Source organism: Pseudomonadota bacterium, assembly GCA_023229365.1.
Taxonomy (GTDB): Bacteria; Myxococcota_A; Polyangia; order JAAYKL01; family JAAYKL01; genus JALNZK01.
On sequence record JALNZK010000128.1, the window covers coordinates 1 to 15,510 of the forward strand.

General features: G+C 69.8%; 12 protein-coding genes. 7 read left to right on the forward strand and 5 right to left on the reverse strand.

The genetic code is table 11. From position 1 onward, the window contains the following. The 3 genes from M0R80_26905 to M0R80_26915 form a co-directional block, all read right to left on the reverse strand. On the reverse strand, positions 1–293 hold a 293-nt coding region (locus tag M0R80_26905; protein ID MCK9463265.1), incomplete at its 3' end, for an SPFH domain-containing protein. After that, positions 290–1,336 carry an FtsH protease activity modulator HflK gene (hflK, locus tag M0R80_26910; protein MCK9463266.1) on the reverse strand — a complete coding sequence of 349 codons (1,047 nt, stop codon included), beginning with the start codon at positions 1,334–1,336 and terminating at the stop codon, positions 290–292. The genes M0R80_26905 and hflK, both read right to left, overlap by 4 nt. 169 nt (positions 1,337–1,505) lie before the next feature. Then, complete coding sequence (locus tag M0R80_26915; GenBank protein ID MCK9463267.1) at positions 1,506–2,798, reverse strand: hypothetical protein; 1,293 nt, start codon at positions 2,796–2,798, stop codon at positions 1,506–1,508. Between the two features lie 121 nt (positions 2,799–2,919). Between M0R80_26915 and M0R80_26920 the strand changes: the two genes are divergently transcribed. Together M0R80_26920 and M0R80_26925 are read left to right on the forward strand one after the other, a co-directional pair. Next, entirely contained in the window at positions 2,920–3,651 is a 732-nt protein-coding gene (locus M0R80_26920) for a hypothetical protein (protein ID MCK9463268.1), read from the forward strand. Positions 3,652–3,663: 12 nt separating this feature from the next. After that, complete coding sequence (locus M0R80_26925; protein ID MCK9463269.1) at positions 3,664–4,023, forward strand: nucleotidyltransferase domain-containing protein; 360 nt, start codon at positions 3,664–3,666, stop codon at positions 4,021–4,023. Between the two features lie 24 nt (positions 4,024–4,047). Here M0R80_26925 and M0R80_26930 read toward each other — a convergent pair whose 3' ends face one another. Continuing rightward, entirely contained in the window at positions 4,048–6,960 is a 2,913-nt protein-coding gene (locus M0R80_26930; protein MCK9463270.1) for a hypothetical protein, read from the reverse strand. Between the two features lie 35 nt (positions 6,961–6,995). Then, positions 6,996–8,525, reverse strand: a complete 1,530-nt coding sequence (locus tag M0R80_26935; protein ID MCK9463271.1) for a right-handed parallel beta-helix repeat-containing protein — start codon at positions 8,523–8,525, stop codon at positions 6,996–6,998. A gap of 75 nt (positions 8,526–8,600) precedes the next feature. Here M0R80_26935 and M0R80_26940 point away from each other — a divergent pair, with 75 nt between their 5' ends. The 5 genes from M0R80_26940 to M0R80_26960 form a co-directional block, all read left to right on the forward strand. Beyond that, entirely contained in the window at positions 8,601–9,338 is a 738-nt protein-coding gene (locus M0R80_26940; protein MCK9463272.1) for a YdcF family protein, read from the forward strand. A 135-nt stretch (positions 9,339–9,473) separates the two neighbouring features. Continuing rightward, positions 9,474–9,908 carry a hypothetical protein gene (locus M0R80_26945; protein ID MCK9463273.1) on the forward strand — a complete coding sequence of 145 codons (435 nt, stop codon included), beginning with the start codon at positions 9,474–9,476 and terminating at the stop codon, positions 9,906–9,908. 348 nt (positions 9,909–10,256) lie between these two features. Then, positions 10,257–10,754 carry a peptidylprolyl isomerase gene (locus M0R80_26950; protein ID MCK9463274.1) on the forward strand — a complete coding sequence of 166 codons (498 nt, stop codon included), beginning with the start codon at positions 10,257–10,259 and terminating at the stop codon, positions 10,752–10,754. A 91-nt stretch (positions 10,755–10,845) separates the two neighbouring features. Next, positions 10,846–13,296, forward strand: coding sequence for a LysM peptidoglycan-binding domain-containing protein (locus M0R80_26955; GenBank protein ID MCK9463275.1), 2,451 nt, complete (start codon positions 10,846–10,848; stop codon positions 13,294–13,296). Continuing rightward, a partial coding sequence (locus M0R80_26960; GenBank protein MCK9463276.1) for a hypothetical protein occupies positions 13,289–15,510 on the forward strand: 2,222 nt, incomplete at its 3' end. The genes M0R80_26955 and M0R80_26960, both read left to right, overlap by 8 nt.

A 15,510-nucleotide genomic window follows, 5' to 3' on the forward strand; every position in this document is an offset into this window, starting at 1 on the left:
TCTGGCTCCGCGATGCGCCACCGCGCGAAGATGTCGATGGCGATGAACCGCTTGTCCGCGGTCGTGACCTGGGTCGGCTCGCCGTCCCAGCCGAGCCACCGCTTCTCGAACTTCCGCGGATCGTCGACGAACGGCACCTTGACGTGCAGGCCCGGCGCGTCGACCGGCTGGCCTATCACCTGGCCGAACCGCACGATGACGGCCTGCTCGCCCTCCCGGACCGTGTACAGCGACGCGTAGAGCACGATCAGCCCCAGGAAGACGACGACTCCGGCGATGATCCTGTTCTTCATCGGGCCACCCCCGCTCCCTGCGCCGCCGGGGCGGCGGGGGTCATCCCCTGGGTGATCGGGTAGAGGAGCGGGACCACGCCGTTCTTGCTCCCCGCGTCCGAGTAGAGCTTCTTCCCCGCCCGCGGCAGGATCTTGTTCATCGTCTCGAGGTACAGCCGCGTCCGCGTCACCTCGGGCGACCGGGCGTACTGTCGCTGGAGCGCGAGGAACCTCGACGTGTCGCCCTTGGCCTGGTTGACGCGCTCGACGGCGTACCCCTCGGCCTCCTGGAGCACCTGCCGCGCCTCGCCCTTGGCCCTCGGGATCTCCTTGTTGTACTCGGCCCAGGCGTCGTTCTGCAGGCGGTCGCGCTCCTGCTCGGCCTGGTTCACCTCGTTGAACGACGGCTTGACCGGATCCGGCGGCGCCGAGTTGCGCAGCTCGATGCGCTGGATCGTCACGCCGGTCTCGAACCTCTCGCACATGTCGGAGAGGCGCGCCCGGCCGTTGCGCAGGATCTCCTCGCGGCCGGTGGTGAGCACCTCGGTGATCGAGTAGTCGCCTATCACCTCGCGCATCGTCGACTCGCCGAGCGCGCGCAGCGTCTCCTCGGTCTGCATGCCGCGCACCTTGAACAGGTAGGCGTACGGATCGGCGATCTGGTAGTGGGCGATCCACTCGAGCATCGCGACGTTCAGGTCGCCGGTGAGCATCATCGACTCGGCGCTGGTCTCGAGATCGCGCGTGAAGATCGACTTATCGCCAGCCTCGACCGTCCGGAAGCCGAACTCGACCTTGAGCTGCTGCTTGGCGGGCACCTTGATCACGGCGTCCACCATCGGGATCCTGAAGTGCGGGCCCGGCTCGGAGATCTCGGTGAACCTCCCGAAGCGCGTGACCACGCCGACCTCCTCGGGCTCGACCTGGTAGTACGACGTCACGGCGAGGATGATCGCGATCAGGATCAGGACGATGATCGTGATCATCGGTTTCAGCTTGCGCCAGAGCTTGCCGATGTCGGCGCCCGACGGCATGTCGGGGAACGGATATTGGGGTTGGTTCATCGGCGTGCTCCCTGCTGTATTGGCTGCGTTTCGCCCGCAACATAACACAGGGCAGGGCGACGTAAAGGGGCGGCACGGGTTCCCGCGCTTCGGTGCCGCGGGCCCGCGCTGCTCTCGTCCTTGCTGTCCTTGCAGTCCTTTGGGTCCTTGTCTCTGCCTGCTCAAAGGCTCAGTTCGGCTGGTAGATGGCGTCGCGATCCTTGCCGCCGGCGTAGTACTTCCAGTCGCGGTCGAAGGTGAGCGCGCCGAACAGGTTCACGGCGACGCCGAAGACGACCGCGGCGACGAACAGCTTCCCGAAGCGGCGGCCGCCGAGCGCGAGCAGGAGCAGGAGCAGCGGCGCGAAGTCGAGCGAGAACCTGTAGCCGAACTGCACCCAGCCGCTGTTCTGGTACAGGAGGCTCGGCAGCGCGACGAGCGCGGCGGTCGCGGCGATCCACAGGTACTGCCGCGTCGCCGGCTTGGGCCAGAGGATCCACAGCAGCGCCGGCGTCGTGAACCAGAGCGCGAGCCCGTGCAGGCTCACCTTCACGTACGGCGCCTCGGCGGAGATCCACGGCAGCGACGTGAGCGCCACGCCGAGGTTGTGCGCGAGGTAGTGCGTGTGGAACAGCCCCCACTTCTCGATCCGCGCGGTCTGGCGCACCACGAGGTAGTTGTGGCCGAAGTCGAGCGGATCGCCGAAGCGGCCGGCGTTCATCGCGAGGAGGAGGCCGACGACGATCGCGAGCGGCAGCGCGAACAGGATCACGAGCCGAGCGATCCGCCTCGCGCCGAGGCCGCGGAGCGCGGCGGCGATCCAGCGGAGGAGGCCCTTCGCCTCGTCGTCCGCGCCCTGCCGGAGCGCCTCGTACGCGAAGAACGGGAGCGCCAGGATCATGGGCGGCCGGCACGCGAACGCGAGGCCGAGGAAGAGGCCGGCGAGGACCGGGTGCCGCGCGTCGACGGAGGCTATCAGGAACGCGAGCAGCATCACCGTGCCGACCATGTGCGCCGTGTACCAGACCGATCCCTGCACCGCGCAGAAGAAGTACACGGTGCCGACGCCGTAAAGGGCGGTGAGCAGGCTGAGCTCCCACGGCTTCCTGCCGAGCCGGCCGCGCGCGGCGAGGAACTGCAGGAGCGCGAGCAAAAGCGCGGGCCCGGCCGCGGCGAAGAGGAGCGTGAACAGCCGGTCGTCGAAGTCGAGCCCCTGGAGCGCGACGCCCGGGAGCATGAGCACGGCGGGCAGCGGCGGGAACGACACGAACCACTTGCCCTCGAACCGCGCCCAGTCGTTCTTGTGCGGCGGCTTGCCCTCGAGCGTGAGCCGCCCGTCGAGCATGCCGTCGGCCATGTAGACGTAGTGGTTGTCGCGCGAGTGCGTCTTCAGGCGGTCGCCCATCACCGCGCCGAAGACGACGAGCGACACGACGTAGGCGATCAAGGGTCCCTTGAGGATCTGGATCCAACTGCGCGCCATGACCGCGGATCGTGCACGGCGGCCCGGCGGCTGTCAAAGAGTTCCGCGCCGGCCCTGACGACTCCCGCGCGTCGGTGCGACCTGATCGTGACTCTGGTATGATGCCCGGAGGAGGTCGATCATGAATCCACGAAAGGTGCTTCTCCTGGTCGCGTGTCTCGCGCTCGCCGCGTGCGGAGACGAGCCGGGCTCGCTCGCGTTCTCCGACAGCGGGTGCAAGGGCCCGCAGGCGGACGGCGTCCTGTCGTACCTCTACGCGCCGCTCGACGCGGCCGACTACGACGGCCTGCAGTGCGTCTCGTACGGCGCCACCGCGGGCGGCGACTTCGCGGTGGACCTGTTCAACTTCGACGCCGCGTGCGGCCCGGTGTGGGACGGCGTCGCGGCGGTCGACGGCGCGGCGGTGACGGTGGGCGTCACGAACCCCGGGTGCGTCGTCGCGGACTGCGGGTCGTGCATCTACGACTGGGCGTTCGTGATCGAAGGGGTCTCGACCGGCGCGGACGTCGAGCTGACGATCAGCGTGGAGACGTGCCCGGGAGAGGAGCTGCCCGTCACCGAGACCGCCTCGCTCCCCGCCGGGACGCTCGGGCAGGGGCTTAAGTGCCGGTACGCGAGCTGGGGCACGCTCGAGTGGCTCGGCTTCGTGGGCACGCTCCACACGCCGTGCGGCGCGCTCGCCACCGCGGAGGACGTCATCGCCTGCGAGGGCGATCTCGTCTGCGCGGCGGCGGGGGAGGGCGGCCGCGAGATCTGCGTCGCACCGTGCGGCACGGTCGCCGACTGCCCGCTGCCCGACATCATGCTGTGCCAGGTGAACCTATGCGTCCTCGACCCCGCGGTCGGGTGGTGATAGCCTTTTTTCATGGCAGCCGAGCGCAACATCGCCATTCCCCAGGAGGCGCTCGCCGAGTACTGCAGGGCGCACGGCATGCGTTGGCTCGCGTTCTTCGGATCGGTGCTCCGGGATGATTTCGGATCGGACAGCGACGTCGACGTGCTGGTCGAGTTCGAGTCGGGGCGCACCCCGGGTCTGCTCGGCATGTCGGCCCTGGAGATCGAGCTCGGGGAGATTCTCGGACGGAAGGTCGACCTGCGGACGCCGGCCGATCTGAGCCGCTACTTCCGCGAAGAGGTCGTCGGCTCGAGCGAGGTTCGTTATGAGGCAGTGACCTCGGACCTGCCGGCGCTCCTGCCTTCGTTCGAAAAGACGCTCGGGGAGTGAATCGACCCCGCGATCGGGTGGTAGTTACTCGGCGCAGGTGCCTCGGACGATGAGGCCGTTGTCCCCCACGACGTAGCGCTCGCCCGAAGCGGTGACCGCCATGTCGTACGGAACCCCGGCGATGCCGGTGTCGACCTGGGTCCACTCGGTCCCGTCCCAGCGGCAGATCTCGATCCCGTCCGGCGCGTAGCCGGGACCGACGAGGTAGACGTCGTCCGGCCCGGTGCCGCCCACGGCGCTCTCGGTCCAGCAGCCGGTGCCGGAGAGCTCCTCCCAGATCGCGCCGTCGAAGCGCCACGTGCCCGACAAGGCGACGACCGCGTAGACGTCGTCCGGGCCCGAGCCCCAGATCGACAGGATGTCGTTGTCGACGACCTCCGACTCGTCGTCCAGGAGCGGGATCTGCTCCCACGTCGCGCCGTCGAAGCGCCACAGGGCGCCGTCGTCGCCGCCCACGTACGCCTCGCCGGTCTCGGCGACCCAGAGGTCGTTCAGGGTCCAGATCCCGGAGCCGGGCGACGGGTCGGTCAGGAGGCCGACGATCGACCAGACATCTCCGTCGTTCCGCAGGACGAGGCCGTCGCTGCACGCGGCGAAGAGGTCTCCCGTCGGGGCGAGAGAGAGGCCGACGATCACGTCGCACTCGTGGCTCGCCCACGCGATCGTCCAGTCGCCGTCGGCGCGTTCGAGGATCGTGCCCCAGCTCGAGATCGCCCTTGCCCCGGCACCCGCGGCCCCCGTGACGATCAGAGGGGAAAGGTCGGTCTCGATCTCGGTCGGCAGCGTCTCCGCGCTCCAGGTCGTCCCGTCGAAACGGAGGATCATCGCCGCGCCTTCGCTGTCGAAGCCCGAAACGTATAGATCGTCCGCGGCGCTCCCCCAGACGGAGTAGCCGGCCTCCAGCCCCGGAGGCGTGAGCCCGATCCATGACGTTCCATTGAACTCGTAGAGCAGCGCCGCTCCGTACGACGACGCGAGGTACACCGCGTCCGCGGCAACGCCCCAGATGTCGTAGAAGTAGCCACCCGTCACCGACGTGGTCGTCCAGCTCGCCCCGTCCCAGCGCCGCACCACCGAGCCGTAGACGGGCGTGTAGCCGGCGCCGATCGCGAACACCGCGGAAGGGCCGGCGGCCCAGACGCCGGACAGGATGCCGGAGAACTCCGGCTCGGCCGGGAGCTCGGCCCAGGTCGCGCCGTCGTACGCCAGCACCCGGCCCGAGCGCGTCGCGGCGTACACCTCGGTCTCGGAGTTGCCGTGGAGCCCTAAAATCCAGCTGGGGTCGGCGGCGCCGGTGTCGGTCCAGCCGCTGCCGTCGTAGAGCCAGATCGTCCCGTCGGTGGTGCCGGCGAAGATCGCGGTTTCCGACGCGCCCCACAGCGCGTAGGCGTCGGCCGGCGGCTGCTCCGGGAGATCCGACCAGACGGCGCCGTCGAACACCGCGATGTGCGTCACGTAGTCGGAGATCCCGCCTTCGGAGACGTAGTCATCGCGGATGACCGCGTACACGCTGCCGCTCTCGGCGAGCCAGCTTCCGAGGACGTACCGCGTGCCGAGCGCGTCGGCGACGCCCAGGTCGTTCCAGGAGCTGCCGTCCCAGTGCACGGCGTAGGCGGTCATGTGGTTGGAGCCGGCCGCGTAGACATCGCCGGGTCCGGTGCCGGTGACCGCGCGATACCCCGAGACGGCGTCACTCGACAGCGCGAGCGACGGGATCGCGCTCCAGGTGCCCCCGGAGGAGATCAGGACGTTGGAGTCCGCGGCGGCGTAGATGGTGGTGGAGCCGCCCGCGCCCCACGCCGAGTTGACCCAGTCGTTGGTGATCCCGTTGTCGGAGATCAGAGAGCCGCCGTCGAGTCTGTACAGCGCACCGGAATCGCCGGACGCCGCGAACGCCGTGTCCGCAGACGCGGCCCACGCGGCCCCGAGATCGTTCCCGTCCGAGGTGGCGTGGAGCTGCCAGCTCCCGTCGAAGGCGAACAGCCCGCCGGTGGTCGGCGCGAGGAAGTGGCCGTCGTCCACGGCGAACAGGGCGTTCGGCGCGCCGCCTATCGCCCCGAGATCGTCCCAGACCGCGCCGTCCCAGCGATACAGCCGATGGGAGGAGTACGGATCGAGGCCGCCCGTCGCGTACAGGTTCCCGGACGGCGACGCCGAGATCGCGGTGAGGTAGACGTCCTCCGGACCGGCCATCTCGGACCAGTCGATGCCGTCGTAGACGAGGAGGCGGGAAGGGGAGTTCCACCCACCGGGATCGAGCGCGTACACCTCAGAGGGACCCGTGCCGGCGATGTCAGACAGGTACAGCGACTCGTCGAGGTGCTGCACGACCCAAACCGTGCCGTTGAAGCGCAGGACAGCGCCGTTGGAAATGTCGACCGCGAAGACGTTCGAGGGACCGGAGCCCCAGATGTCGTACAGCGCGAAGGCGTAGATGCCCGCGGAGGAGTCGACCGGGAGCGGCACCTCGGTCCAGGCCGAGCCGTCGAAATGGAAGATCGTAGACATATAGAATCCGGCGACCCAGAGGTCCTCGGGTCCGCTCCCCCAGATTGTGTAGAGGCCCTCTTCGGGATCCGGGCTCGCGAGCGCGGTCCACGAAGCGCCGTCCCAATGAAGGAAGACGCTGTCATCGCCCACCGCATAGACATCGTCGTCCGCGAACCCCCAGAGGTCCCGGATGCCGCCGGTGGTCATGGGAGGGTGCACGCGCTCCCACCCGATGGTGGTGCAGTCGTCGGTGTCGGTGTCGGTGTCGGAATCGGTATCCGTGTCGGTGTCTGTGTCCGTATCCGTGTCCGTGTCCGTATCCGAATCGACATCCGTGTCACTATCGACATCCGTGTCGCTGTCCACATCGACAGAGCCGTCCGGGGCGTCGTGGTGTGTGTCGTCGCCGCAGCCCGCGAGCATCGCCGCGGTAAGGACCGCGAGCATCAGCGATCTTGATACGCAAGACATCTGTTCCCCCTCTAAATCGCTCCGAAGAGCACGTTGTACAGGCCGCCCGCAGGAGCAGCGCCGACGAACGTACACCCGCAGCCGTCGTCGCTCGAGCCCGTCGTCCCGGCGTCGGCGTCCGCATCCGCGTCGGTGTCGGCGTCCGTGTCCGTGTCGGCGTCCGTGTCGACGTCCGTATCGGAATCCGCGTCCGCGTCGGTGTCCGCATCGGAATCCGTGTCCGCGCCCGCGCACTCCTTGAAGCCCTCCTGCACGACCCAACCCGGGTTCGCGTCCGCGCTGCGCTCGTAGGCGCCGACGTCCGGCGCGCCGGTCTCGCGCGGCAGGCAGTTGAAGTCGTCGCCGGGCGCGTCCGCCGCCTCGCCCATCTCGAGCAGCGAGGACTCGGACGCCGGGTAGAGATCCATGCCGACGGGATCGAGGAGGTCGTCCTCGGGCGCGGCGGCCGGGAAGGTGCCGCCGGGCGCCTCGTCCGTCCCCTGCACCGCGTTGTCCGCGAACGTCGCGTCGCCCGGGCCGTTCGGCAGGCGGATCGCGGTGGTGGCGGAGCAGTAGAGCGCGTTGCCCAGGACGCGGATCGAGTCGCTCTCGAGGCCGTCCCACTCGTTGCCGCGCAGGCACGAGTCCCCCGCGCCGACGACGGTGTTGTAGGCGATCTCGAGCTCGCGCGGGACGTTGGCCTGGCTCGGCTTCGACGCGATGCCGTTCGCGGCGACGTTCATCACGAGGTTGTTGCGCACGATCGCGTCGCCCACGAGCTGGATGCCGTTGTCGTTCGAGCTCCAGACGACGTTGCCCTCGACCGTGTTCTGCGCCTCGCCGCTCGTGCCGTACATCGTGATTCCGGGGTAGTTCACGTCGTGGATCACGTTGTGGCGGACGACGACGTTGTACGACCCGGTCTTCAGCTCGATCCCGTCGCCCTGCTCGGTGCCGAGCGTGTCGTGGCACCAGTTGAGCTCGACGACCGACTCGTGCACCGCGCACGCGCCGTCGTTGCAGCCGAGGTAGAAGCACTCGCCGGTGCCTCCGGTGTGGTGCACGTGGTTGCGGCGCAGCGTGATCTGCGCGTAGTCGGCGCCCGCCACGTTCGCCGAGATCCCCACGTCGCCCGTGTCGTGCACGTGCAGGTTCTCGATCGTCGCGTGGGACGAGGCATACATCCTCAAGCCGTGCGAGCCGTACACCATCTCGAAGCCGCTCCAGGTGAACCACGCGCCGGAGAGGTTGACGACGTTCTGGCTGCCCGCCGGATCGCCGGAGAGCACGACCGTCTCGCCGTCGGCCGCGCGGACGGCGATCGGCGCCTCCTCGGTGCCCGAGAGCACGACCTCGCGGAACCACGAGCCGCCGCCCTGCTGCGTCGTGTAGGTGCCCTCGTGGACGATCACCTCGTCGCCGGGCGCGGTCCCGTCGATGATCCCGAACAGATCATCGCTCGGGTACACGTCGAACGTCTCTGACGCAGCGCGCTCGGGGAGGAGCGCGACGCAGAGCGCGGCGAGAGCCGACAACACGACGAACCGCGATTTCAGAATCATGGATGCCCCCTTCCTTCTGAGCTCGCCGTCGAGCCTACCATGGAATCCTTCTGGCTCCGCCCGCGTTCACCGGGTATGAATCGCGTCGTGTCCGTGCTCCTCTACCACCTCGCGCAGCTCAGGCGGCACCTGCCGCGCGGCCGGAAGGGCGCCGTGCTCGTCGCCGTCGGCGCGGTGGGGACGCTCTCCGGCGCGGTCCTGCTCGCCGGCGGCTCCGTCGCGCGCGAGGCGCGGCCTTTCCTCTGCACGGCGACCGACGACGTCCCGCAGCGCTTCGCCGCGATCGTGCCCGGCTGCCGCGTGTACCCGGACGGCACGCCGTCGGCGATGCTCGAGGACCGGCTCGCGGCCGCGCTCGAGCTGTACCGGGCGGCAAAGGTCCGGAAGATCCTCGTGTCCGGCGATCACGGCGCGGCGTCGTACGACGAGGTCGGGGCCATGCGGCGCTGGCTCGAGGAGCGCGGGGTGCCGGGCGAGGACGTGTTCCAGGATCACGCCGGGTTCCGCACGCGCGACACGATGCTGCGCGCGGAGGCGGTGTTCGAAGTGAGAGACGCGATCGTCTGCACCCAGGAGTTCCACCTCGCGCGGTCCGTCTTCCTCGCGCGTCGCGCCGGGATCGACGCGGTCGGGGTGCCCGCGGACCGCCGCGCCTACCGCGCGATGGGGATCAACCGGCTGCGCGAGACGTACGCCCGCGCCGCAGCGTTCCTCGACGCGCGCCTGCTCCACACCGGGCCGCGGTTCTACGGCCCGAAGATCCCGATCACGGGCGACGGCAGGGCCACGCGGGACGACTCGCCTGGGAGCTGATCCCCGACGCGACGCCGGCCGTCACCATTCTTGCGGTCCGGGCCGGACGGCGATAGTGTATCGGCGCTCGCGAGAAGGGGCTTCGACGCGGCGCCGGGATGACCCGCGCGCCTGGAAGAGAAAGGAACGGTGCCGATGATGGGCATGGGAATGGGTGGTCCTGGTCTCACGGGGATATGGCTGCTGCACTTCGGCATCATCGCGATCCTGGACGCGAAGATGTTCAAGGTCGTGGAGAAGGACGGGAAGCGGCAGATCGGCGCGCTCGTCTGGGGCATCGTCATGCTGTCGCTCGCCGGCATCGCGGCGATCGAGGGGCTCTGGGGGCTCTTCCATTCGTTCATGGGCTTCGGCTACATCGAGTACAACCCGTTCCCCGTCATCGCGGGCCTGTTCGCCAACCTGGCGCAGCTCGGGACGGCGACGTTCGTCATCCTGAGCGGCGTCAAGCGCGTCCGGATGCAGCCGCCGGGCTTCGGCATCCCGAAGATCATCTTCGGCGCGAACGCGATGTTCTTCGGCCTGCTCCTGTTCATCGCGATCATGTCGCAAGGGTACTACTACTTCTGATAGAGGCGCGCCGGCGCCACGGCAGGGGAGTCGCGTCCCCCGAACCGCCGGCTCCCGACCGCGGCAGGCGCCTCGATGCACCAGGTGCGGGATCGGGTGTGAGATCGCCGCGGTTCAGTGACTACGCGGCGCGAACGCGATCCCGGGGCCGCCACGCCGCCTCCCGGCGCGTTGGCAGAGGAATTGCACCCGCGATAGATGCCGTTGGTTTCAGGGCCTCCAGCCCCAGATTGACCTACCCTCGATCGATGTTGGCTGGAGGCCCTCATTTTATTCTTCGTTCGCAGCCGCTTGACCGCCCCGCGTTTCGCCCCTAAGTTTCGTCGCGTCGAAGAGGAGCGACACACAATGGATACCGTTCAGAACGACGCCTTCGTGGCCATCGAATACACGTTGAAGCTCGATTCCGGCGAGATCGTGGACAAGTCCCCGGCGGGCAGGCCGCTCGGGATCGTGGTGGGCAACGGGCAGATCATTCCCGGGCTCGAGCGCGCGCTCCTCGGGCACAAGCTCGGCGAGGCGTTCCAGGCGGACGTCCCCGCGGCCGACGGCTACGGGACGGTCGACGCGGAGATGATCCAGACCATGCCGCGGAAGAACTTCCCGAACGGCGAAGCCCTCGAGGTCGACATGGTGTTCCAGGCGCAGACGCCGCACGGCGCTGTCAGCTTCCGCGTGAAGGAGATCCTCGAGGAGGACGTCGTCGCCGACTTCAACCACCCGCTCGCCGGAGAGGATCTGCACTTCGAGGTCAAGATCGTCGAGGTGCGCGAGGCCACGGAGGCGGATCTGCACGCGGCCCACGGCTGCGACGGCTCGCACAGCTGCTCGGGCTGCCACTGCTGAGGCCCTCCGCCTCGGGCGTGGAATCCTTTCCTTCCCTTGCGCGTCTACCTCTGACAGATTCCGATATCGAGACAGAACCGGGAGGACGTTCATGGGACGACGCAGAGCAGCATTCGCCGCGCTGGCGCTCCTGTCCACGGCCGTGACCGCCGCCGATGCCGCCGAAACGGGCGGCAAGGTCGAGCTGCCGCTGTCGCGCTACGAGGAGATGTTGGACAGGGCCGAGCTCGAGGATGTGACGGTGCCTCCGGAGATCCCCGTGGCGCGGCTCGAGCGGCGGATCGACGGCGTGTTCTCGAAGGGGCTGTTCCGCGGCGTGCTCGTGGAGCGGTTCGAGGTGCTCGACGTCGAGGGGCACCTCAGGGTCCCGGTGCTCGACGGCGAGGTGTCGCTCGCAGAGGTGTCGCTCGACGGGAAGCGCACCTCGCTCCTCCGCGAGGGGGACATGTACACGCTCGGAGTGAGCGGGCCCGGCGTGCACGAGGTGCGGCTCGCCTTCTACGCGGGCGAGAACCAGGAGCGGTTCGCGCGGCGGCTGTCGTTCGCGCTGCCCGAGGGCGGCGTCACCTCCTTGAAGGTCGTGATCCCGGAGTCGGACATCGAGGCCCAGCTCGGCTCCGGCGCCCTCGTCGGGACGTCGCAGGTCCCGGGCGGGACGCTCCTCGAGGGGTACCTCGACTCGACCGGGCGCGTCGACCTGTCGTGGACCCGGCGCGCCACGCACAAGGGCGACCTGAAGACGCGCATGGAGGCGCGGGTCCACACGCTGTTCACAATCGGCGAGGCGAGCGTCGTCGGGGAGTCGCAGCTCGACTTCGCCGTGCTCGAGGGCGAGGCCGACACCGTCCGGCTCGCCCTGCCGGGCGGCGTCGAGGTGCTCGCGGTCGAGGGGGAGCCCGTGCTCCAGTGGCGGACCGAGGGCGGAGCCGGCGGCGAGTTGATCGTCCTGCTCCGGTACCTCGTCGCCGACAAGATCGAGTTCAAGGTTCGCTTCCAGCTGCCGTCGTCGGACGCGGGGGAGACGCTGCTCGCGCAGCCGCTGCCGGCGGCGGACGTGCCGTTCTCCGGCGCGGCTGGGCTCGTCGGCCCGGCCGGCCTGAGCGTGCGCGTCGCGCGCGTGGAGGGCGCCACCGCGCTCGAGCCGGGGGACTACCCGCCGGAGCTCGCCGCGCTCAGCGGCAGCCCGCTCCTCCACGGCTTTTCGTTCACGAGCGCGCCGACCATCGGCGTGACCTCGGCGCGGCGGCGCGAGGTGGAGCTGACGTCGACGCTCGCCGAGGAGCTGCAGGCGTCGACCGTGATCGCGGCCGACGGCTTCGAGGTGACGAAGATCAAGCTGAAAATGCGCAACAACACGCGCGAGTTCCTCGCCGTGCGCCTGCCGGAGGGCGCGACGCTCACGCACTGCCTCGTCGAGGGCGAGCCGGTCCGGCCCGCGACCGGCGAGGACGGCGCGCTGCTCGTCCCGCTCCTGCAGAGCGAGAAGATCGGCGACGGCGCGCAGCGCGTGCACCGGGTCCGGCAGGGGGAGACGCTGAGCGACATCGCGAACCTCTACTACTCCGATCCGGGCAAGTGGGCGCTCATCCTGAGCGCGAACCCGGGCGACCTGTCGTCGCCTGCGAGCGTCACGTCGGGCCAGACGCTGCGCATCCCGTCCGGCGGCGGCGTCGCGCTCGAGGAGACCAGCTTCGTCGTGGAGATGGCGTACAAGGTGAAGCGCGATCCGCTCGGCGCGCTCGGCCGGGTCGCGGTCACGCTCCCCGCCATCGACGTCGACACGATGCGCGTCACGTGGCACCTCTACTTCCCGACGGCGCTCGAGCCGGTGGGGTTCGACGCGAACCTCACGCAGTACTCGTCGATCCGTTACGATCTGTTCACTCGCGTCCGCGATTTCATCTACAACGCCCTCGCCGTGCGCGACGCGTGGGCCGGCGAGAAGTACGAGAACATCCTCGCGAAGCGCAAGGTGATCTTCCGCGACGAGTCCGCCAGCATGGCGCAGGGCGAGGCGATCCGGACCGAGTTCCCGCTCGTCGGCGCGCAGTACAGGTTCAAGCGGATCCTGCTCGGCCGGGAGACGCCCCGGATCGCGGTGACCTACCTCGATCGCGACTTCGATATCCTGCTCGAGATAGCGGCGCTCGTCGCCGCGTTCATCGCGACGTGGGCGCTCCTCCACCGCTATCGTTCCGTGAGGATCGTGATCGCGGGGGTCGTCGCGATCGCGGTGCTGCTCGTGGTCGCGCACTTCGTGCTCGGCGTGCACCGGCGCCTCCTGTGGGGCGCGGATCTCGCGCTGATCGTAACGCTGTTCAAGGCGAGGGGCGGGCCGCTGCGCGCGCGCGCGGCGGAGCTGTTCGCGGCGCCGTGGCGCTTCGTCGAGCTGCTCTCGGTGCGCAACCTCCTGTGCATGGTGGGTGCGCTCGCGGTGATTTCGTTCGTCATCGTGTTCCCGCTCCTCACCTCGGCGACCGCCGCCGCCGTGATGCTCGCGATGTGGGTGCGCCACCTGCGGAAGGAGGCGCGCCATGGCTAGGCACGCAAGGGTTCCGCTCCTGGTCCTCGTCGCGGGCGCGTGCTGGCTCGCGGCGCTCGACGTCGCCGCCCTCCCGCAGGAGGGGCTCACGGCCGAGGAGGACGCGGCGCGACAGGCGTTCGCGGACGACAACTTCGAGGCGATCGTCGCCCCGCAGAACAAGGACTTCTTCGCAAGCGCGCCCGTCGCCGCGGCCCCCGAGGCGATGCAGGCGCTCGGATACCTCGGAAGCCCCGCAAAGGCCGGTCCCGCCCCGTACCCCGGGGGAGAGGCGACGATCGCGCCGCCGGGAGGGGCGCAGGTCTGCGAGGTGGCGAAGGCGGAGCTGTCGATAGCGCAGTTCGCGGCGCTGCGCGCGGAGCTGAAGACCCTCGCGCGCCGCACCGGGACCGTCGAGGGGCCCACCGTGACCCTCGGCGCGTCGGCGTACGCGGGGCGCGCCGTGAAGGGCGCCCTCGAGCTGCACCTCTCGCTCGGGGTCACGCTCGGCAAGCCCGGCGCGTGGAAGACCGTCCCGCTCGTCGGCGACGACGTCGTGCTCGTGCGGGCGGTCGTGGACGGCAGGCCGATCGCGGTCGCGCGGCTGCGCGGCTATCACGTCTGGCAGACCACGCGCGACGGCGAGGTCGCGATCGAGCTCGACATACTCGTGCCCTCGCGCGGGCGACGCGGCTCGCTCGAGTACGACTTCCTCGTGGCGCGGACCGCGGTGACGCGCTTCGACTGCGCGTTCCCGGAGGAGGGGCTCGAGCCGCGCCTCGACACCGCCGTCCAGTCCGACGTGACCGCAGAGCCCGGCGCCACGCGCCTTGCGGCGACCCTGCGGCCGACGACGCGCGTGCACCTGGTGGGGTTCAAGTCGATGGGTGAGGACGACGGGCAGCCCGCGCGGATCTACGCCGAGGCGTCGAGCCTGCTCTCGGTCGGGGAGCGCGCCCTCGAGGTGTTCACGGTGATCCGTTACAAGATCCTCTACGCTGGCGCGAAGAGGTTCGATATCGCCGTCCCGCGCGACATGGCGGTGCTGTCGGCCGATGGTGAGGGCGCGTTCCGTTACGCCGTCGAGACCGGCGAGGACGGCGCGACCGTGCTGCGCGGCGAGACCGCCTTCCCGATTCGCAACGAGTACGAGATCTCCCTCCGGCTGAAGCGCCAGCTCTCCAAGCAGGACGGCGAGAGGGGCGCGGCGTTCGACGTTCCGCTGCCGCGCTGCGTCGGCGTCGAGCGCGAGAACGGCTGGCTCGCGGTCGAGGTGCCGGGCAAGCTGAAGCTGAACGAGGTCGAGCGCGTCGAGGCGCTCGCGGTCGACGTGCGCCAGCTCCCGCTGGAGATGGTCTCGAGCGCGGTCAGCCCGATCATCAAGGCGTACCGGTACCACGCGGTCACATCCCGCATCCGCCTGTCCGCGGTGCGCCTGCCGGAGCTGGAGCCGAAGTCCGCCTCAGTCGATCGCGTGCGGGCCTTCTCCGTCGTCTCCGCCGAGGGCAAGGTGCTCACCGATCTCAAGATCTCGCTGCGCAACCGCCTGACGCCCACGCTCGCGCTCGACGTGCCGGAGGGCGTGGAGGTGCGATCCGCGCACCTCGACGGCGTAACGATCCAGCCGAGCCGCGACGAAAACGGCAAGCTCGTGCTGCCGCTCAAGCGCTCCGAGGGCGGGGAACGGCCAGCGCCGTTCACGCTGCAGATCGTGCTCGAGAGCCGACTCGATCCGCTCGGCCTGTTCGGGCAGCGAAGGCTCGCGCTCCCCGCGATCGCGCTCCCCGTCTCCTCCGCGAGCTGGAGCGTCTTCCTCCCGTCGAACAACGCCTACAGCGGGCTCGAGGGCGACGTCGACGCCGAGCCGCTCGCGGCCGAGGCGAGCTGGCACCAGCCGGTCGGCTCCGCAGCGCCGGTCCGTTTCGGATCGCGCGGCCGGGGCCCGGACGAGAACGACGGCGCGGCGCTCGAGGCGGCCGGGGGGTCGATGTCGATCCGAATCGAGATCCCGCGCTCCGGCATTCGGCTCGAGAGCGATCGCTTCTGGCTCGCAGAGCGCGCGCCGCTCGAGGTCTCGTTCTGGTTCCTCCGCGGCTGGCTCCGCCTTCCCTTGGGGATCCTCGCTGCGCTCGCCATGGCGGCCGGCCTCGTGTTCGCGGCGGCGTGGCGTCGCGGCGGGCGCCGCCGTCTCGAGATCACGGCGGGGCTCGTCGTCGCGGCGCTCGCGGCGTGGCC

What these genes read in the sequence shown, in the direction of transcription:
- M0R80_26930 (MCK9463270.1), bottom strand. Translation starts at nt 6,960, where the DNA reads ATGCTCGCGGTCCTTACCGCGGCGATGCTCGCGGGCTGCGGCGACGAC.
- hflK (MCK9463266.1), bottom strand. Translation starts at nt 1,336, where the DNA reads ATGAACCAACCCCAATATCCGTTCCCCGACATGCCGTCGGGCGCCGAC.
- M0R80_26950 (MCK9463274.1), top strand. Translation starts at nt 10,257, where the DNA reads ATGGATACCGTTCAGAACGACGCCTTCGTGGCCATCGAATACACGTTG.
- M0R80_26935 (MCK9463271.1), bottom strand. Translation starts at nt 8,525, where the DNA reads ATGATTCTGAAATCGCGGTTCGTCGTGTTGTCGGCTCTCGCCGCGCTC.
- M0R80_26945 (MCK9463273.1), top strand. Translation starts at nt 9,474, where the DNA reads ATGATGGGCATGGGAATGGGTGGTCCTGGTCTCACGGGGATATGGCTG.
- M0R80_26925 (MCK9463269.1), top strand. Translation starts at nt 3,664, where the DNA reads ATGGCAGCCGAGCGCAACATCGCCATTCCCCAGGAGGCGCTCGCCGAG.
- M0R80_26920 (MCK9463268.1), top strand. Translation starts at nt 2,920, where the DNA reads ATGAATCCACGAAAGGTGCTTCTCCTGGTCGCGTGTCTCGCGCTCGCC.
- M0R80_26940 (MCK9463272.1), top strand. Translation starts at nt 8,601, where the DNA reads ATGAATCGCGTCGTGTCCGTGCTCCTCTACCACCTCGCGCAGCTCAGG.
- M0R80_26915 (MCK9463267.1), bottom strand. Translation starts at nt 2,798, where the DNA reads ATGGCGCGCAGTTGGATCCAGATCCTCAAGGGACCCTTGATCGCCTAC.
- M0R80_26955 (MCK9463275.1), top strand. Translation starts at nt 10,846, where the DNA reads ATGGGACGACGCAGAGCAGCATTCGCCGCGCTGGCGCTCCTGTCCACG.